The organism is Maribacter polysiphoniae (assembly GCF_003148665.1).
GTDB lineage: Bacteria > Bacteroidota > Bacteroidia > Flavobacteriales > Flavobacteriaceae > Maribacter_A > Maribacter_A polysiphoniae.
Genome location: NZ_QGGQ01000003.1, coordinates 116,656 through 136,454, shown reverse-complemented (window position 1 = coordinate 136,454; position 19,799 = coordinate 116,656). Strand labels below are relative to the sequence as shown.

The window sequence follows — 19,799 nt, the reverse complement described above, 5'->3', positions numbered from 1 at the left end:
AAGAAACAATAAATAATACGAAAATTGAAATATTTCGATGAAATACCAATTATTTGGAACATTTGGCTTCGATTTTATGACAAAAATCATAGTTTACAAAAAATAACATTTCACAACCAAAAAAAGGTTTTGTTTTGTTTCGTTTTGTTGTATATTTATATCGAATTAGAAATCAATATCAAAAAATAAAAGAGGAATCATGAACAGAAAAGCAATGATCGATAGGTTAAAAGAGGAATCTAAAACGTACGATTTCATAGTTATAGGAGGCGGGGCAACAGGCATCGGCATTGCTCTTGAGGCATCTGCCAGGGGATACTCCGTTGTATTATTGGAAAAATCGGATTTTACAAAATCCACCTCAAGTAAGGCAACCAAATTGGTACACGGTGGTGTGCGATACTTGGCACAAGGCGATATAGGTTTGGTAAGGGAGGCCGTCGTAGAAAGGGGCTTAATGTTGAAGAATGCCCCCCATATAACCAAAAGTCAATCATTTATAATTCCGACACATGGTTTATATGATGAAATATTGTATACCGTTGGATTAACTTTTTATGATCTATTGGCCGGAAAATTGAGCCTTGGACGATCTAGACGTATTTCAAAATCAAAAACCTTAAAACGTATTTCGCTTATCAACCCGGATAAAATCTCAGCGGGTGTGGTTTATTATGATGGTCAATTCGATGATTCACGAATGGCCATTAATACCTTGCAGAGCGCTGTTGAGATGGGAGCGATAGTACTGAATTATTGTGCTGTTGATGGTTTGGTCAAAGATAACGATGGCAACCTAACGGGTGTTAAGGTACATGATGAGGAAGAAGATGTATCATTCGAAATCAAAGGAAAGCAGGTAGTGAATGCTACCGGTGTTTTTGCCGATGACGTTTTGCAAATGGATTCCCCTGGAGCTGAAAAAACCATTGCCCCAAGTCAAGGGGTACATTTAATATTGGACAAATCCTTTTTACCTGGGGATGATGCTATTACGATTCCCAAAACAGATGATGGTAGGGTCTTGTTTTTAGTACCATGGCATAATAAGGTAATCGTTGGCACCACAGATACCCCAATCGAAAAAGAATCATTGGAGCCCGTGGCACTGGAAGAAGAGATTGGTTTCATCCTTAGCACGGCAAGTAGGTATCTAACCAAGGCACCGAAAAGAAGCGATGTATTAAGTGTATTTGCCGGTTTGCGACCTTTGGCCGCTACGAATGGCAAAGGAAACAAAACGAAAGAGATTTCCCGAAGCCATAAGATCTATACGTCCAAATCCGGACTTTTGACTATCGTGGGTGGTAAATGGACAACCTTTAGGAGAATGGGTCAAGATTTGGTCGATAAGGCTGAGAAGAACCATGAATGGAAACACATTCCCACAAAAACAAGACACCTTAAGATCCATGGCTATAAAGAAAATGTCAACTTTGATAACCCCTTATATTTCTATGGCAGTGACGAAGATGCCATAGTCGATCTGGCCAAAGTGAACGGATGGAACAAATCCTTAAGTACCTCCTTGGGGGTTATAGAGGCCCAAGTGGTTTGGGCCGTAAGAAATGAAATGGCGCGCACTGTGGAAGATTTTCTTGCACGTAGAACCCGTTGTCAACTTTTAGATGCCAAAGAGAGTATTAAAATGGCTCCTGAGGTAGCCAAAATTATGGCAAAGGAACTTGGAAAGGATGCCGATTGGCAAACCAAGCAAGTTGCTGACTATATCGAAGTAACCTCTAACTATATTTTATAAACCACGGTTTTAATTGTCCCCTAGAAACAATTAAAACTACTTAATCAATTAAACATGAAGAACAAACTGATTTTAGCACTTGATCAAGGGACGACCTCCTCCCGTGCGATTTTATTCAATCACGACGGTGAGATCGTTCGAGTTTCCCAAAAACCGTTTGAACAGATTTTTCCAAAACCAGGATGGGTAGAGCATAACCCCAATGATATTTGGTCTTCCCAAATTTCCGTTGCGGCCGAGGTAGTAGCCCAACAAGGTATTTCAGGCGATGGCATTGCAGCCATAGGTATTACCAACCAAAGGGAAACCGTGGTTGTCTGGGACCGTGAAACCAGCGAACCCATATACAATGCGATCGTATGGCAAGACAGAAGGACCTCGCGATATTGCGATGAGTTAAAGGATGCCGGTCATATCGATATGATCAAAAAGAAAACAGGATTGGTAATCGATGCCTATTTTTCAGCAACCAAACTTAAATGGATCTTGGACAATGTAGAAGGTGCCAGGGAAAAAGCGGAAGCAGGAAAACTTTGTTTTGGAACCATTGATACGTGGCTTATCTGGAAACTTTCAAGGGGAAAAATGTTCATTACCGATGTATCCAACGCAAGTAGGACCATGTTGTTCAATATTCATACCATGGCGTGGGACAATGAATTGATGGAATTGTTCAACATACCAAAAGCCATGTTACCCGAGGTTAAGGAAAGTAGTGAAATTTATGGTACTACGGCTACCACCCTATTCTCATCCAAAATTCCGATTGCGGGTATTGCAGGGGATCAACAAGCAGCCTTGTTCGGTCAAATGTGTACCAAACCGGGAATGGTTAAAAATACATACGGTACAGGATGTTTCCTATTAATGAATACCGGTGATAAAGCGGTGTACTCAGAAAACAATCTTTTGACCACTGTTGCTTGGAAAATCAACGGTAAAACCACCTATGCCCTTGAAGGAAGTGTTTTTGTTGGTGGAGCCGCTATCCAATGGTTACGCGACGGCGCGAAAATGGTAAAAACAGCCCCAGGTATCAACCATTTGGCAGAAACCGTGGAAGATAACGGAGGCGTTTATTTTGTACCTGCCCTAACGGGATTGGGAGCCCCTTATTGGGACCAATATGCCCGGGGTGCCATGTTGGGTATCACCCGTGGTACCACAGATGCCCATATTGCTAGGGCAACGATAGAGGGTATTGCATTTCAAGTATACGACATCGTAAGGGCAATGGAAGCCGATGCTGGTGAAAAAAGTATTGAACTACGCGTAGATGGTGGTGCAAGTGCCAGTAATTTATTAATGCAGATCCAAGCCGATTTGTTCGGATTTAAGATCATACGACCTAAAACCTTGGAAACAACAGTTATGGGCGCCGCCTATTTGGCAGGTTTGGCTGTTGGTTACTGGGATAGTATCGATGATATCCAATCCCAATGGGTTGTTGATAAGGAGTTCTATCCAGAAGCCCCTAAGGAGAAAGTCGACAATATGTTGCATTACTGGCATAAAGCCGTTAAGTGTGCACAGCATTGGATTGAAGAATAATCACTGACCAACAACCATTAAATAGATAATCATGTCAATATTAGTAGCAGAAATATTAGGTACCATGCTCCTTATTTTATTAGGGAACGGTGTGGTTGCCAATGTCGTCTTAAACGATACGAAGGGAAACAATTCAGGATGGATTGTAATAACTACAGGTTGGGCCTTGGGCGTATTTGTAGGTGTGATCGTAGCAGGCCCCTATAGTGGCGCGCATTTGAACCCAGCGGTAACCATAGGTTTGGCCACTGCAGGAAAGATTGCCTGGGATGTAGTCCCGGAATATTTAGCAGGTGAAATGATCGGTGCCATGTTAGGCGCCTTCTTAGTCTGGTTATTTTATAAGGACCATTTTAAGATTACAGATGATGAAGGCGGTAAATTAGCTTGTTTCAGTACAGGTCCGGCAATTAAGAACACCTTTTCCAACTTAATCAGTGAGATTATAGGAACCTTCGTTTTGGTCTTTGTCATATTCTATTTGGCTGGTCCGGAATTAGATATCACAGGAGATGTAGAAGCTCGGGCCATCATTGGTTTAGGCTCTATTGGGGCAGTACCCGTAGCCTTTCTTGTATGGGTCATTGGTTTGTCCTTGGGAGGAACAACAGGCTATGCCATTAACCCTGCCCGGGATCTAGGACCAAGGATCATGCACACCATTTTACCGGTCAAAGGCAAAAGTGACTGGGGTTATGCTTGGATTCCCGTGGTAGGCCCCATTATCGGATGTGTTATCGCTGCCTTGTTATATATGGCCTTAATGTAGAAAATTCCCCTTAAGTAAATTACAATGAAAAAAATACTTATAGTATTCGTAGCGCTGATCACAGTGCAAATGGGCCGTGCCCAAGAAACAGAGTTGAAAGACAGTCCGATCGACTTTAATGTTGATGTAAAAACGAACCATTTATGGAGGGGTTTGGTCATTACCGATAAACCCATGGTCGCTGTTTTCTCTCAATTGAGATTGAATGAATCGGGTAGTTTCACCACTGGTTTTTGGGGTGGAATGTCATTCTCGAATGATGCCGACGGTACTTATTACAAAGAAATAAACTACTATGTCCAATATGCCGAAAATGGCTTTTCCATTGGTCTGTGGGATTTATTCAATACCCGTAACGTAGCTACCCCCGATGTGTGGAATTACGACAAGAACACCACCACGCATTTATTGGATCTTAGAACCTCTTATACCTTCAACGAAAGTTTCCCTTTACGATTGGAAGCCGATGTATTGTTGTACGGTAGTGGCGATGCCCAATTGAATGACGATGGAGATCTAGAGCAGCGTTATTCTACCTATGTGGAAGTGTCTTATCCGTTGATCAGTGAATCAAAAGTGAATTTAAGGGGCTTTGTAGGTGGTGCATTCTCTTTTAACGGGGATACGCATTTATACGGCGATGGCGAGCAGAATTTCGATTTTGTGAATGTAGGTTTAACAGCCACAAAAACCCTAAGATTTTCAGATTTAAGCTTCCCGGTTTCAGCAACAACACTTTGGAACCCTTCCCAAAAAATAGCAAGGGTACAATTAGCGGTTAGCTTATTTTAATATTAGGTAGTTTCCCCAAACTTAGCATAAAACCCGTGGTATGAATCTATATTCAGACCACGGGTTTTTATATTCACAACTAAAAAGACAAGACCTAGTCCAACGCTATTCTTTAGGGACAATACAAACAACCGGCTTTATCAATACCTCTTAACCCAGCGCTTTAATTTCCTTTTTCCTTATCTGTTTTTAAATAATTCGATCATTTCCATAGGGAACTTATGTGGTCTTCCAGCGGCTGTTTCGAAATCAGATGGTACATCGTTGGATCCATTCTTGATTCCTTCGTAAATTCCGGTGATGATGGTTCCCATGAATTCCCCCAACTCCTCTTTTCTGTCTTCCGCATAAGCTTCAACTGAAACAGGATTATAAGACAGGCTTGTCCCATATGCCTGATTGATCAATTTGGCCAGGTTCTCTTGGGTGATAGGCTCACCTACCAAATTGTACACCTGCCCATTATGCTTTTCATGCAACAGCATTTGTGCATAGGCGTAACCCAATTCTTCCCTACTGGTATAGGCACATTTCCCTATCCCTGCACAATTCCTGATTTCACCCGCTTTGACATACTGGTCTATGTATTCCAAATCGGGTTCGATATAAATTCCATTTCTACCAATTACCCACGCAAGGCCGGATTCCTGTATATCCCTTTCTGTTTGGCGGTTACTTTGCACTACAGGACTAAAGGCCGTTTTGTTTTCGTCTCCAATAATGCTGGTATAAACAATCTTATGAACCCCGTTCAGTTTTGCCGCTTCAATGACATTTCTATGCTGCTGTATCCTTTTCTGTGGGTCATCCATACCTGAAACCAAAAGAACCGCATCAATACCTTGTAATGCTTTATTAAAATGCTCTCGGTTATTGTAGTCCCCCTCTCGGATTTCGATTCCCAGACGATGTGCTTTTTCGGGGGTCCGTGCAATACCTATAACATTCTCTTTCCCGATTTCCTTTATTAGTTGTCGTACGATGGCCGACCCCAAATGCCCGCTAGCTGATGTTACTGCAATCTTCATAACCGTTAATTTTGCTTTGACTTAATGGCCTCCAACTCCTTTTCAAGTTGCTCTGCCTTTGCTTTGAACTTTTCCATGGCCTTTTTAAGTTGACCTATTTTCTTAATAGCTTCTTCATCTTGAATTGCCTGATAAGAAACGACCCCATCCTCTTCCTTGATCTTTGATTTACCACCACATTTGGGGCACAGTACTACTTGACTCATAATTTTATTTTTTATTGGACAAAGTTCCGTTGTGTTTATCCAATTCAAAAGGTAAATTCTTGCCTAAGAATGGTAAATATGGGAATGGTCTTCAAAAATTGGGGTTTTGTTCTTCAGTATTGTTCCGCACAACCCTGTTTACATACGATGGCCTATACATGCTATACCAACATTATTCCTGTAATCCTTCTTTAAAATCTGGAAGCAATGGACCAAAGCTTTTATTGGGCACCTCCCAATAGCTTCCTTTTGACTATTTTATTATGTTTTATCGCTAATCTTAAAAACACCAAACACACTATAAACAGTAAAGATATAGACAAAATAGAATCCTCAATCCCATAGATACTTCCCGTGATCAATTCCGGACCATTGAATTCAGCCTTAAATACAGACCCAACATCCTCTAGTCCGGACAAATTTGAATCATAAAACGGTTGGGCGAAATTCCATCCCAAATGAAATGCAAACGGCAACCAAACCCTTTTGGTATAAGTATACATTATGCCATGGGCAAAACCAAAAAGAAGACCTAAAACCACCGATAAGAGGGTTACATTATCATTAAAGACATGGGGCAGTTCAAACATAATGGATACAATAACCAAAACAATATAAGTCCCTAGCCAGTTTTCCAAAATCCTATACAAAATAGCCCTAAACAAAATTTCTTCAATTAAGGCCGCAATAACCAAAAAGGAGAAAGGGGCCAAAAAGTAAGAGAATCCCGAAAATTGTATGATTTTATAATAGCCCAAGAGGTATAAAACCAAAATAACAAAGGATAAAATCGAAAAGCCCAATAAGAAACCACCAGATAGCATCTTTACTATTCCCTTTCTGGACAACTCATTAATCTGTCTTTTCTCATACAATCCAAAGAGATAATAATACGTAAGCAATAATACCGCGACAGACGTATAATTGATGAATGTATCCGCTATAGGTTTGGAATCAATTAAAAAGTAAAAAAACGGTTTCGATATAAAATTCTGGAAACCAATAAGAATCAATAAGCAAATCCCGATTCCCAATATGATTTTCATAAGGGGAAAATCGATGACCCGTTTTAGCGTTTTATTCATAAATGGTGATTCTTATTTATATCCCCGATGTTTATCAAATATCAGGTCCAACAGTCCTATGTACACACGATGGCCATAAATCCAAATTAGTAAGACCCCTAAAATAGTTGATTTTTAATCACTTATTGAACTTTATGTAAAATATCAAGGTAAAACACGGCAGTTTGCTTTGTCAACTTTTCCGGAAAGCACCTTTAAATACCTGTAAATATTCTAACAAGGCATCGAAAGTCAGCTTTTCCTTTGGTTGTGTGAAAAATAGGCGCGGAAGCGACTTGAATCAATGATACATTAAATACCATAGGCTTGCCCAAGGTTTTCCGTTTTGTGCCTGCCTGTTTCCTTTTTCTTCCAAATCGTCTTTGCCGTTGCGCATACCTTATCCGTTCCTTTAATTTTTATAGTGTGTAAAAATGATGTGTTCCCGGTATCATCCTTTGTCAAGGAAACAATCGTTTGACCATAATTCGCTTCCACCATAAATCGGCCATCTATGGCATACAGATAATAATCAGTGATAATCCCTATGGGAACTGACTCAACTACCCATTGTAAATACCTGATATTATTGACATGCCTCACCATATCGGTATCATATCTATTTACCTTGAATTCCAGTTGGTAATCCGGATTGTCAAATTCCTCGATTTTTGTAGATATATCGTAATCGATACTTTCTTCTTTACAGCACGACCATTTTTTGATTATATCATCGAATATTCGAACTGGTTTTCTTCTTTTAATATCAAAGAAGACCCAAAGGCCCTTGGCCCTTCCAATAATATTATTCTGTTCGTCGTATATAATATTATCCCTGAAACCTTTGATCAATGTATATTTTGACATCCAAGTCCTAATCGTGATCTTTTCCTTATATCTTGGATACCGCTCCATTTGCATCATCCCAGAAACCAAAACCCATCCAATATTTTGTCCTCCCAACTGATACAGGCTATGATTAATGGAATAACAATGTTCTGCTGCCGTTTCCTCCAAAAGGGTTAAGATGGTCGTCGGCGATGCAAAACCAAATTCATTCATTTCAAAATATCGTAATTCAAATTCCTTTTCAAAATAGTTATTGATCATCTTTCCTTCCCCTATTGAATATTTCACTTACATGATGCAAAAACAACTGTATATCAGCACGATTAGAATGTAATCCATTGATCTTACCTACAGTACTAATTTAATCGATCTTTAAATTATTTTATGAATTTTAAAGCTGTGATCCCATTTTTTTCATTGGCCCCATTAGGTACTGCCTCGAAACCAAAAGGAATTTACGGAATCATTGATCGGTTTTTAAAACGCTTTGTATTTCGTTTAAATCCCCATCGATTTCCTTTGGGATTTCAAGACCTAAAATCTGACATACCAAAGGATAGATATGGATGTTTTTTATTGAAGGGATAACATATCCTTCCTTAAATGCGGGACCATTGGCGTAAAAAATACCATGCATGTCCTTATACTTGGGATCGTACCCATGTACTCCCACCGCTGTAATCGATTTTTTCCTCAGGGTTTCAATACGTTCCTTACCTGAAAAATAATATCCAAAATCGGGAATAACCTGAATGCTTCCCCAGTCCTTGTTTCTTGGCTTGTATTCAAAACCGGGGGTGTTTTCGGTCGTATACACTTTAAAGTGATTTTCCTTGGGTTTCAGGTATTCAAAAACAGCATCGATGGTCGTATTTTTTTTGGGGTGGATGTTCAGGATTGCCCCATTGGCGATTACGGTATATAAATCGTTATTCTCGATATCCTCAACAGCTAGCATGTTCGCCGTTGGCAAGGTAGCCATTCCATGATCTGAAACTATGACGATGTTAATCGGGAGGCCAATGGCTTCAACACCCTTGAACAACTCCCCTAAATCCCTATCCAAAGCGAAAAGAGCTTTTTTCAATTCTCTCTCATTATCCAGACTAAAGCGATGTCCGACATCATCCATATCGGAAAAATACAACGTTATCATATGTGGTCTCTCCTTTTTGGGCAACCCAAACCATTTTAAGGTCTCGGCTACACGAACCTCATTTTTGGTTGATGCATCGTATATCTGATAATAGGTGGGTCTTATTCCCTGGATATCAGCTTCCGAACCCACAAAAAAGTAACTCGCAGATACCATATTCGCCTTATCCGCTTGCACCCAAAGAGGCGTACCGCCATAAAAGGTGCCATCCTCTACCATTTCCCTATTGCCCAACTTATAGGTGACATCCTTTTTATAACTATAAAAATAATTCCCGATTATACCATGCTTATCAGGGTACATCCCTGTTGCAATGGTATAATGGTTCGGAAATGTTTTGGAAGGAAACGATGGGATCAACGACTCGGACCGCACCCCTTTCGCTATAAATTCGGTAAGATGGGGAGGTTTGTATTTATCGACATAATCCCAACGGAAACCATCAAGGGAAACCAAGATCACATATGGTTTTTGTAATGAAGCTTTTGAATTCCTGGTCAATGTTGGTTCCGTTAGATTGGAACTGGATTTACAGGATGAAAAACTTAAGGTAATCAAGATTACGATAAGGAGGTATATGACATTTCTTTGTACCATTCAATTTGGTCTTTATGGTTTCTATTGTGTGGAAAGGTTTATTGATGTAATATATGGTTCGAAATAAATCCTGATTTCGACACCGCAAATGTAGTTGATTTTCAAAAAAACCAAGGCAATTTAATTCGGGTCCAAGCCCTTCCTTATATTAGTCCGGAGTACGTTCAAAAAAGGGACTAGAACGGTTCAATTCCCATACCGATCGAAAAATTCCCCAACATCCTTGATATCCGCAATACCTAAAATTGCACAAACTTCGGACAAGTCGGAGAAGTCCAATCCTCCAGAAGAAACAGCCTTATTGTTATATCTCCCCTCCTTCCCGTTGTATTTGTTTGATAAATCTATGGCATACTTCCATATTTCCTGCAATTTTGGATCCTTAACATCGTCCTGCCAATTGGTGTATTCAGGATCTCGAAACCCTGGGGATCCGTTTCCGACGGCATTACCATCAGGAATTTTCCTATAATCCGTGTTTTGCTTGACGAAATCAAGGTCCCCCGGGGAAGTTGATTTCTCATTCCAATCACTATGCTGCACGACATGTATACGATCAGTTGTGTTTAATTCAGGCAAATCATGCTGAAGGACTTTTACCAGTTCAGCCGTAAAATCGGACTGACCCGCCTCTGCAATCCATATATCGCCCTGACCATTGAGGGTCTCTTTGGCAATTGTCTTGACTTTTTCAACCGCTGCGACACTACTATTATGTGCATCTGTCCAATTACTTCCAAAGGAAAGCTGGAGCAATCCATTCGGTGGAACATATAAACCTTCTTGTACTCCATAGGTACCGGCTACCGCATGGTACTTCAAACGTGAAAAATCGGACCCAGCCACTAAAGTTGCCAATGCAGCAGCCGTGTGAAGGTCGTCTACATCCGTCTTACAATCCAATTGCACCAACAATAGGTCCTTTTCAATAGTAAAGCCCTTTGGTCTTGGGTTCTGGGTATTGGAACAATCCGTTGTAAAAGAGACTAAAGTAACTGCTATTGCTAGGACTAGGAGGGTTTTTGATTTTATGTTCTTTCTCATTGGGATTTTGAATTATGGTTCGAGCGTATATACAATAAACCTTATAAAATTAAGTAATTGTAGGGAAATTGGCGTACCCCATGGCCTATAATTCAAGGAAGCCCTACATCCATTTCATCAACGTCACTAATTTCGTCGACGATACCTTGCCCTTGGGATCGTAAAGCACTGGGCAACCCTTTTTTATGAATCAATATCCTTTATTTTAAGGAGATGTTACCCGATGTCGTTTCAATCAAAGATATGTTCCCTATAGTCTTTCCACCATGTATCGATATCGACTTTAGGGTTTCTGCAAATGTAAAGCGGTATACCGTTCTCTTCCCCAATGGCATATTTATGGGTAATTATTTTCACCAATTCAACATCCCCAAAAACATGCTCCACCACTGGTTTCCCGTTGCCTAGACTGATCCAAACCTTGGCATCCTTATCGCCATAGCCCCATGTCCAGAAAGAACCATGCCGGCTTATGGGATCTGGAAGACCGTATTTCTTCCCCAATATCTTAAGTGCCCCGGCCTCACCATAGTTCCCCGCCCACAATACGCAATGGGCCCGTTCATCATCACTCAAAATGCGGTACACACTATCTACCGATTTTACTTGTTCTTCCCACCCGAACATATCGGCATAGTCACTCGTCAATGCTATCCGACCATTTTCATCTTCCTTAAGACCCTTATAGGCCACAAATTCCCCAATGGGCAATACAGGGGTTAGTTGTGGTATAAAATAAAGGGAAGGCGCTAAAACTACCGTCGCAATCACATACATCCAGACTGGTTTTTTCACCAGTAAGGCCTCCAATTTAACCGCCCCGGCCGCAAAAAGGACCGGATATATACCAAACACATAATACGCCTTGGAATGTAACGCCCATAGGGTGCAAAAAACAACCAAGACGGCTACCCCTACCCCCCTGTATTTGCTTAGGTTTTTACCGAATATCATGGCCCCTAAACCAAAAAGACCAACAATTAGGGTGAAGGGTAATTCCAATTGTTCACGACCAAACTCCATGGGGTCTATTTCGTCCAATTGACTGTCTTTAAGCGCCCTTAAATGGGCTAAAAGCGGAAAGTCGTGCTGCACTTGCCAAATAAAGTTGGGCAAGAAAACCAGCAGTGCCAGTAATGCTGGGATATAGAGCCATTTGTTTTTAAAGAGGGTTCCCTTTTGGTAGAAAAACAATCCTATGAATACCCCAAAGGCCCAAACGAACATGGTGTATTTGTTCAATAGCCCCAACCCTATCGTAAACCCCAAAAGAATCAGGAACTTTTTGTTTTGGGAATTGATAAACCTGATGATAAAATAAAATCCCATGGTCCAGAATAATTGATTGAAGGCCACGGGTTGAAACAAGGTGTGGTTGCGGTAAAAAGGCAAAAATGCAAGAATACAGATACCTGCAAGTAAAACGGCCCTAAAACCACCTCCGAGTTCCTTGGCCATAAGACAACAAAGAATGAGGATGGCAACCCCTGCAAGTGTAGGGAATAGGCGTACACCCAACAGGGCATAATCAAAAAACCAATACGATAATTTACCGAGGAAGGCGATAAAGGGCGGAAACTCCATAAATCCCCAATCGAGGTGTTCACTCACCGATAAATGCAATAATTCATCGCGATGGAAGCCGTAATTCCCATTCCCCATCCATTGAACAATGAATTTAAGCAATGCAAGTATCAGTATGATCGGCATGTATTTTTTCATGGATAGGTTTTGCCGTACAATGCAGGACCATGGATTCGGTCTTTATTATACCGTTATAAATATAGGCGATTCATTGGTAAAGGGAAAGGGGAACAAAAGTCTTACTGAAAAATTCTATCAAGATAAAATGTAGGATGGTGTTAAGAGGCTGGGCAAAGGTTTTTTATACGCCAGGCTGTTGGTACTGCTTATTACCAAGCTCCGACTTTAAAACCTTTAGTACTTTTTTCCAACAAAAGACTTATATCCCTTATGTTACAAGTGAATAGATAATAATCTGATATTCCGTTCATTGGGTTTTAATAACCTATCTTTGGAACAGTATTGTTTATCTGTTGATATTAATTGTCTCTTCGCACCACTTCGGCGAATTGCTGAGGCTTTCCGTTTAAGCCCTTATTTTGGATTAATGAAACCCTAGTAGCTACTTAATGGCTGATTACTAGCATGTAACTATCTGATGAATTTTTAATATTGCGATTTGCAAACGTCATTACCCTGCAACTCGTTTCAATTCCAAGAAGATATGGCTTTATTAAAAATGGGTGTTATAGGAACTTCCAAAAAAGAAGATGAAAGGCGGGTACCTATCCATCCAGAGCATTTAAAAAGAATTCCGGAAACCATCCGAAGACAACTGATTTTTGAGAAAGGTTATGGCGCACCTTTCAATTTAGAAGACGAAGAAATCAGTGCCTTAACCGGTGGCATAGCCACACGGAGTGAGATATTATCAGACATTGGTTCCGCCATAATCGCCAAACCTATCCTATCCGATCTGGAAGCGCTGAAAGATGGCGGCACTATTTGGGGATATCCGCATTGTGCACAGCAAATGCAAATTACACAAACGGCCATAGACAAAAAATTAACCTTGATTGCCTTTGAGGATATGTATGTGTGGTATCCCAGTGGACAAATGGGAAGACATACCTTTTACAAAAACAATGAACTGGCCGGATATAGTGCCGTGAATCACGCATTGCAGTTAAGAGGAATAAATGGTCATTATGGAAACCAAAGAAAAGTGATCATCTTTAGTTTTGGCGCAGTTAGCAGGGGAGCCATTTATGCCTTGAAATCACAAGGCTTTAGGGATATTACCATCTGTATACAAAGACCGGATCATGAGGTTAGGGAGGAAGTCCTTAATGTACACTATGTCCGAATTAGAAAAGGAAACGAAAATGAACCTCGATTGATTGTTGTTGAGCACGATGGTTCAGAGCGACCTTTACTGGATTTAATAAACGAATCTGGCATAATAATCAATGGCACATATCAGGATACCGATGACCCCATTGATTATGTCATGGAACATGAAAAATCCATGCTTAAACCCGGGACACTGATCATAGATGTTAGTTGTGATGAAGGGATGGGATTTTATTTTGCAAAACCTACAACGTTTAAAAACCCGATCATAGCAATCGATAAAATTGATTACTATGCCGTGGATCACACACCAAGTTATTTTTGGGAAAGTGCTTCCCGATCTATTTCAGCCGCATTAATGGTACATGTACCAGCTGTGGTATCCGGTCGCGAAAGTTGGTATGAAAATAAGACCATTAAGAATGCCATTAATATTGATAAGGGTGTCATCGTGAAAGACACTATTCTAAGGTTTCAAAATCGTGATTCCAATTACCCGCATTCAATAAACGACCCTTTGAATTAACATAGGCGTTTCAACACTAATGATAGAGTCCCTTACGTACCCTGGCCCTCAAGGCCAATTTAATATTCAATCCCCATTCTGGCCTCAATACCTTTCGTATCGTAATGCTTGATTTCTTCAACACCGAATAATTTACAGTACATGGCAATATTGGCTTCATGTAAAACCACAACATCATATTTTCCGGACAAAATGATTTCAGAAACTTCAATAAAACCACTACGGGCCGCATCTATATCCGCTTTGTGGGTTCGTTGTACATCAAACAATCCAATCCGTATTGTTTGACAATGATATCGGATGTCAGTTTTTCACTTGCCTATCCTACCGAATAAACCATCCCTTTAACAAATTGGGCAATGAAAACTTTCTTGCCCGCACCTAAGGCTCGTAAGGCAAGACCCAAGGCAGCCGTTGTTTTTCTTTTCCCATTTGTGGTACATGGCACCATATTGACTCATTGTACTTTCTGGACCACCATGTAGGAATAGAATTACGGGTTTTGATATCATCCCCTTTTATGGTCATCCATTACAGTATACCCCCAATGGAAACATACTTGTTCCCATTGATGGATTTGCTTTGAGCGATTGAAAAACCTGTAATCAATAACGTGGGAAAAAGTAAGCTGATTATTTTCGGAAAACGTACTATCAAGATTCCTAAGTAAGGCGTAAAATAAGGGAAATCGTTACGTGGAGTCCAAATTGGCCACATCGGTTTGTACAGGCATAGTAGCGTGATTTAAGCAACTTATTCAGCAAACAAATCGATAAAATCCCACAGCTTCAGGGCTCACAAGAAGGCTAGCACCAGCATTTGGTTTTAGCTGGTGTTGTGCTTTCATTGGTTTTCATTTAAATAGATTCAAGGTTGACATTATTGAAAAACAGAAGTTTAGTTCGTTTTAGAAGGTGTGTCTTTTGATATCTTTTCACTTAATTGTTTTTGAATTTCACTCATTAATTTCTTAGCATTTTTATGCATTTTATCAATAGTCTTAATGACCCATTGTTTTCTTATTTACTCTTTTTTCATTCCAGGTATTAATACTCAAAGCCATCAAAATCCCAATGATGACCAAAACAATTTCCCCAAAGGCGTAAGTCAGATATTTCCCGAATTTGTTTTCTATTAAAAGCTGTTGTCTTATTTTTCTAAAATATTTTATCATTGGTTATAGGCTCTTGGTTGGCTGCCCAACTATGATTGGTTATGCCTCTGGAGGATTACTTATGGCTATTGTTAAAGGTTTCTAGTTTAAGTTTCGTTCCAAGAATTCAGCGACTCTCACATAGGCCGTTATCCTATTGTTCATTTTGCGAATTCCATGGCCTTCGTCCGGGAACCTTAAATACGCAACTTCTCCACCATTTTTCCTAATACCTTCTACAAATCTATCTGACTCTGTTACGGGATCTCTTGGGTCATTTGCCCCATGGAGTACCATTACCGGTGCTTGTACCTGATCAATATACTTTATCGGGGAAATCGATTCAAAGAACACTCTATCCTCTGGGTTGTCAATGTCTCCGTATTCCAACCTATCACCGGCCTTTAATTCAGGAGATGCTCCTTCCAATGCAGTTACCCAGTTTGAAACCCCTACAAACGCTACGCCACAGGCAAAAACCTCTGGTAATCTTGTTATGGCAGCCATGGTAAGATAACCCCCATACGATCCTCCCATAATGGCGATTTTTTTCGGATTCCCTATGTTGCTTTCAGTCAAATACTTTACGGCATCTTCAAGGTCATATAGTTCATTTTCCCGCTTACGAAGGTTGTTTTCCCTGGCATATGTCTTTCCATATCCGGTTGATCCACGAAAATTAAGGTCGAACACCGCAAACCCTTTTGCGACCAGGTATTGTGAGAGCGCATCAAACCTTGGTCTTGCCTGACTCGTCGGACCTCCGTGTACTTTAATAATTATCGGTGTGCTAGGACTTATATTTTGGGGAGAATAAAGCAAACCATGAATGGTTAAGCCATCCCTGGCTGAAAAACTGTGGGCCTTGGGAAGGACCATACTGTTCAAATTCAATCCTGCATGGTTTGACATCGTTACCTGTACGACTTCTTTTGAGGAAGGTACCCAACTCCATAAATCCCCAGGAATATTCGGACTATTGATATAGGCCATTATTTTTTCACCACCTGTGGATGCGGTTAAGTACAATGTCCCTTTGGGCCATGCAGGTGATGTTACTTCGTTACCATTGGTTACATCTATTATACCATGTTTTGAATAGCCTTCCTCATTCGAAACCCAGTGAAGCATGGAGTCATTATCTGTAAGTAGTACCTGTTCAATATCATGGTCCTTTTTGAGTTGATATTCCAAAGTTTTGTTTTCTAAGGTGTAAAGCGCTATTCCCGTGAAATCCTCGTCAAGGTTAGTGCACATAAAAAATGCACTACCATCGGTTTTCCATTGTATATCACCAAAATATGAGTAGTCGTTAGGTTTATTTATTTGCGATAGTGAAGAGTCGGATAAATTCAATAGATACAAATTGTTTGCGTCTTCACCCATCTGCTCGGAAATTATAATATGTTGTCCGTCAGGGGAAAATGATATAGGGTAATATCCTAATTTTCCCACATATACCTTCTTGTCCGTCCCATTCTTGAGGTCATACACATGTATATCGAAATCAACACCATTTCTTTCGGTCGTAGCATAGGCAAATAGGGAACCATCCTTATTGAAATCCCCGAAAAAACGGTATGCATCCGATGCGGGTAAAAGTACTTTTTCCTTTAAACCATCACTCGAAATAAAGTAGAACCCTTCCTTCTCATTACCCTCTTTGTCTGTTCCATATAGGATGCCACTATTACCTGGGGACCATTTATGAAAAGTCACTGAGTTTCCAAAAGTAATTTGTTTTGGAGCACTTAATCGATCCGTGCTGGTTACCCAGATTTGGTATTCACCCGTTAACCTTGTTCTGTAGGCAACCATGGTACCATCCGGGGAAAGAGAGGGTGAAATGGCTTCTTGTACTTTGAGGCACCTAATAATATCTGGTTCTAACGAGCCAGCAAGGGAAATTTTATTGGAGACAGGTATCGGTATATCATTCTCGAACGGGGATGAAGATTCGGAATTTGGGTGCTTTTCATTACATCCAAAAATCAGAAGTAAGATGATTAGACATTGCATTGATTTTCCCATAACATTATTTTTGTTTTGTTCTTTATTAACACCAGCGTGTCGCAGCTGTTTTTTAATGGTCCATTCCAGCTTCAAGCTGCCGCTTGTATTCTTGGTCATCATGAAGCATAACGGCTAGCCCCTATGTTCGGTTATTGATTTAAAGATAAGCTATTCGCTTGATAGGGGAAATCGAAGAGAGTAATGGCAAGGTTTCCTCCATCGCCTATAACCTCAAATCCGCCCAAAAACGTATGGAAAGCAGGATTAATGAACTTGCTTTGACCACATTTGCAAATTCTGGTATGGATAGCCGTATGTAATACACCAATAAAACAAGCTTACTGAATAGTTACATCAAATTTAGAGTATGATCGTAATTCTGTGGGTGGATTACGCTAAATCGTATTTGCCTTTTAGCTCAGTTCGTTGTTGGCACACATTTTTATTTCCGACTTGCCATGAATTCGTCCGCAATAATATAGGGTTGACCCAAGCTAAAATCATTAGGACAGACGTCTTCATTTCCAAAAATCAACAGCTTCGCATTAGGTCGATTTGTATAACCTTTATCATATCCGTCAGTCTCTTTTTTCACTTTAAATTCCACGCCGTGTTTCCCGCAAACTCTTTCAACAGATTCCTTTAAAGGTTTTAGTATCGATAAATTGCGCTTTCCGTTTTGTTTATAATGTCCATTGATAGCCCAAAAATTCTTGTGTAGTGGAATCCAATTTCCGGTAATCTTTTCATACTCAAAGAATAAATCCCCCATAAATTCGCTTGGGTTTTCCGGGAACCTTATTAATTCACATTGTAATTGGGCTTTATTATAACTCCATAGCAGTGGGTGGTCTGTTAAGATTTTCAATTTTATGTAGGGAAGATATTGATCTGCAAAGATTCCTTTAAAATCTATTATTTTGTGGGCAATTAATCTCCAACATTCCACATTATGCTTTTTTCCGAAATTGTCTTCCTCTTCTACCACAAAATCAAATTCCATCGTTTTAAATATATCCAATTGACCTTTTGCCCCAGTCAAATGTAAATATCCATTTTGATAGAATTCTGTAGTATTTGTTCTTTCGATGAGTTGTTCAATCATTGGTTTTCTCAAATGTGTGGTAACGGGCTAGCCCCTATGTTTGGTTATTGATTTAAAGATAAGATATAAAGTGACTTTAGAGAACCGGGCTAAAACTTTTCATAGGAAGTGGCGTTTTAGCTCGTTTATTCCCTGAATTTTAAATACATATTAAAAAATGGCAACATACTGTTCAAAGCCCTGCCATCTTCGGTCCAAAGTTTATTGGTATGATTACCAATATAAGTTTCCGCATAATGATTAATTCCAAAAGCTTCTAGCTTTTTGCTGAATTCCAAACAGGTATTAGGAATTAGCTTATTATCTTCATTTCTTCCCCAATCGAGCTTTAATGCTTTTAATTTTTTAAGATCATTAATGTGATCGTCAATCATGCCAACAGGAGTGTTATTTTTCCATTTCTCTATAACATCGTAGTTAGTAATTATACTATCACCAACATATTCAAATGGAAAATCCATATAATAAGGTGGGTTATCAAGGTTTGGTGAATATGCCCTACCCATAGAAACCAAGACATTAGGTAAAAATTCAGCATATCCTGTGGTCAATTGCTCGTGAGATGAAATTTCTGTTATTCGTTTATGGGCATATCCATCAATTCCAAACTCTTCGGTAAGTGTTCCCATATGTGCAGGGGACAAAGCGTAAACAGAGGAAAAAACATCAGGAAACATCATTCCCATTTTTATGGCTCCTTGCCCGCCCATTGAATGGCCCGCGATACCCCTACTCCCACTTTCCGGGATTGTCCTAAAGTTCTTATCAATAAATGTAACAAGGTCCTTACCCGTAAAGTCAGCCCATTTACCGGTTAGTGTTGAGTTGGTGTACCAACTACCTCGATATACCGTATATTGATCGGGCATAACGACAATTACGGGTTCTATTTTATTGGTCGCAATAGCCTTATCCAATAACTTATCAAATTTATCTACTGCAATTGCCAGACTATCATTCCATGTAAAACCATGTAGATAATAGATTACTGGGTATCTTTTTTCACCTGTATCATATCCCGGAGGGAGATAAACAGTCACTCTTCGTGTCGGATTTTCGCCACCGGGGTTCTCCAATAACTTTGAATATAATTTTTCGTAAACTACCTTTCCATTTGGATATTGGGCTAAGGATACCTGCAGCGTGAGGAAAAAGGCAATGAATAAGAAGATAGTCCTTTCCATTTTATTTGGATTTAATGGGCTACAACAATATCGTATAACCTTCATTTACCGTAAGTTAGCGATTATTTTTGATTAAGGCCGACAGTTGACAATTTCAATTGGATTCGAATAGCCTGTCCTTAACTA

General features: G+C 39.9%; 18 protein-coding genes. 5 read left to right on the top strand and 13 right to left on the bottom strand.

Going from position 1 to position 19,799, the window contains the following annotated elements:
* The first annotated feature begins 199 nt into the window (after window positions 1-199).
* Genes LX92_RS08080 through LX92_RS08065 form a run of 4 tightly spaced genes read left to right on the top strand, consistent with a single transcriptional unit; the run spans window position 200 to window position 4,871 of the window.
* Window positions 200-1,759 (top strand): glycerol-3-phosphate dehydrogenase/oxidase, encoded by a 1,560-nt coding sequence (locus tag LX92_RS08080; RefSeq protein ID WP_109649798.1) that lies wholly within the window; start codon window positions 200-202, stop codon window positions 1,757-1,759.
* Between the two features lie 54 nt (window positions 1,760-1,813).
* The gene (glpK, locus tag LX92_RS08075; protein WP_109649797.1) at window positions 1,814-3,310 is read left to right on the top strand and encodes a glycerol kinase GlpK; all 1,497 of its coding nucleotides are present in this window, start codon (window positions 1,814-1,816) and stop codon (window positions 3,308-3,310) included.
* Window positions 3,311-3,341: 31 nt separating this feature from the next.
* Window positions 3,342-4,079, top strand: a complete 738-nt coding sequence (locus LX92_RS08070) for an MIP/aquaporin family protein (RefSeq protein WP_109649796.1) — start codon at window positions 3,342-3,344, stop codon at window positions 4,077-4,079.
* Between the two features lie 24 nt (window positions 4,080-4,103).
* Complete coding sequence (locus LX92_RS08065; protein WP_109649795.1) at window positions 4,104-4,871, top strand: hypothetical protein; 768 nt, start codon at window positions 4,104-4,106, stop codon at window positions 4,869-4,871.
* Between the two features lie 179 nt (window positions 4,872-5,050).
* Here the strand turns inward: LX92_RS08065 and LX92_RS08060 are convergent, their stop codons facing one another.
* From LX92_RS08060 to LX92_RS08030, 7 genes are all read right to left on the bottom strand, one after another.
* Window positions 5,051-5,899, bottom strand: a complete 849-nt coding sequence (locus LX92_RS08060) for an SDR family oxidoreductase (RefSeq protein ID WP_109649794.1) — start codon at window positions 5,897-5,899, stop codon at window positions 5,051-5,053.
* Between the two features lie 5 nt (window positions 5,900-5,904).
* Entirely contained in the window at window positions 5,905-6,105 is a 201-nt protein-coding gene (locus tag LX92_RS08055) for a hypothetical protein (protein WP_109649793.1), read from the bottom strand.
* Window positions 6,106-6,326: 221 nt separating this feature from the next.
* Window positions 6,327-7,190 carry a CPBP family intramembrane glutamic endopeptidase gene (locus LX92_RS08050; protein ID WP_109649792.1) on the bottom strand — a complete coding sequence of 288 codons (864 nt, stop codon included), beginning with the start codon at window positions 7,188-7,190 and terminating at the stop codon, window positions 6,327-6,329.
* Between the two features lie 291 nt (window positions 7,191-7,481).
* Window positions 7,482-8,306, bottom strand: a complete 825-nt coding sequence (locus LX92_RS08045; protein ID WP_211315845.1) for an acyl-[acyl-carrier-protein] thioesterase — start codon at window positions 8,304-8,306, stop codon at window positions 7,482-7,484.
* A gap of 175 nt (window positions 8,307-8,481) precedes the next feature.
* Window positions 8,482-9,771, bottom strand: a complete 1,290-nt coding sequence (locus tag LX92_RS08040; RefSeq protein ID WP_109649791.1) for an alkaline phosphatase family protein — start codon at window positions 9,769-9,771, stop codon at window positions 8,482-8,484.
* Window positions 9,772-9,957: 186 nt separating this feature from the next.
* Entirely contained in the window at window positions 9,958-10,815 is an 858-nt protein-coding gene (locus LX92_RS08035; RefSeq protein ID WP_223308346.1) for a hypothetical protein, read from the bottom strand.
* A gap of 231 nt (window positions 10,816-11,046) precedes the next feature.
* Window positions 11,047-12,537 (bottom strand): ArnT family glycosyltransferase, encoded by a 1,491-nt coding sequence (locus tag LX92_RS08030; protein ID WP_109649790.1) that lies wholly within the window; start codon window positions 12,535-12,537, stop codon window positions 11,047-11,049.
* 526 nt (window positions 12,538-13,063) lie between these two features.
* Between LX92_RS08030 and LX92_RS08025 the strand changes: the two genes are divergently transcribed.
* Window positions 13,064-14,218 carry a N(5)-(carboxyethyl)ornithine synthase gene (locus tag LX92_RS08025; protein ID WP_109649789.1) on the top strand — a complete coding sequence of 385 codons (1,155 nt, stop codon included), beginning with the start codon at window positions 13,064-13,066 and terminating at the stop codon, window positions 14,216-14,218.
* 59 nt (window positions 14,219-14,277) lie between these two features.
* Here the strand turns inward: LX92_RS08025 and LX92_RS22625 are convergent, their stop codons facing one another.
* From LX92_RS22625 to LX92_RS08005, 6 genes are all read right to left on the bottom strand, one after another.
* The gene (locus LX92_RS22625; protein ID WP_211315844.1) at window positions 14,278-14,487 is read right to left on the bottom strand and encodes a cob(I)yrinic acid a,c-diamide adenosyltransferase; all 210 of its coding nucleotides are present in this window, start codon (window positions 14,485-14,487) and stop codon (window positions 14,278-14,280) included.
* Between the two features lie 50 nt (window positions 14,488-14,537).
* A complete protein-coding gene (locus LX92_RS23050) occupies window positions 14,538-14,669 on the bottom strand; it encodes a cob(I)yrinic acid a,c-diamide adenosyltransferase (protein ID WP_211315843.1) in 132 nt (43 codons plus the stop codon).
* Between the two features lie 549 nt (window positions 14,670-15,218).
* Complete coding sequence (locus LX92_RS22895) at window positions 15,219-15,392, bottom strand: DUF6090 family protein (RefSeq protein WP_223308347.1); 174 nt, start codon at window positions 15,390-15,392, stop codon at window positions 15,219-15,221.
* Window positions 15,393-15,473: 81 nt separating this feature from the next.
* A complete protein-coding gene (locus LX92_RS08015; protein ID WP_170117812.1) occupies window positions 15,474-17,402 on the bottom strand; it encodes a S9 family peptidase in 1,929 nt (642 codons plus the stop codon).
* A 424-nt stretch (window positions 17,403-17,826) separates the two neighbouring features.
* Complete coding sequence (locus LX92_RS08010) at window positions 17,827-18,489, bottom strand: hypothetical protein (protein WP_109649787.1); 663 nt, start codon at window positions 18,487-18,489, stop codon at window positions 17,827-17,829.
* A gap of 125 nt (window positions 18,490-18,614) precedes the next feature.
* Window positions 18,615-19,673 (bottom strand): alpha/beta hydrolase, encoded by a 1,059-nt coding sequence (locus LX92_RS08005; protein ID WP_109649786.1) that lies wholly within the window; start codon window positions 19,671-19,673, stop codon window positions 18,615-18,617.
* Window positions 19,674-19,799 lie beyond the last annotated feature (126 nt).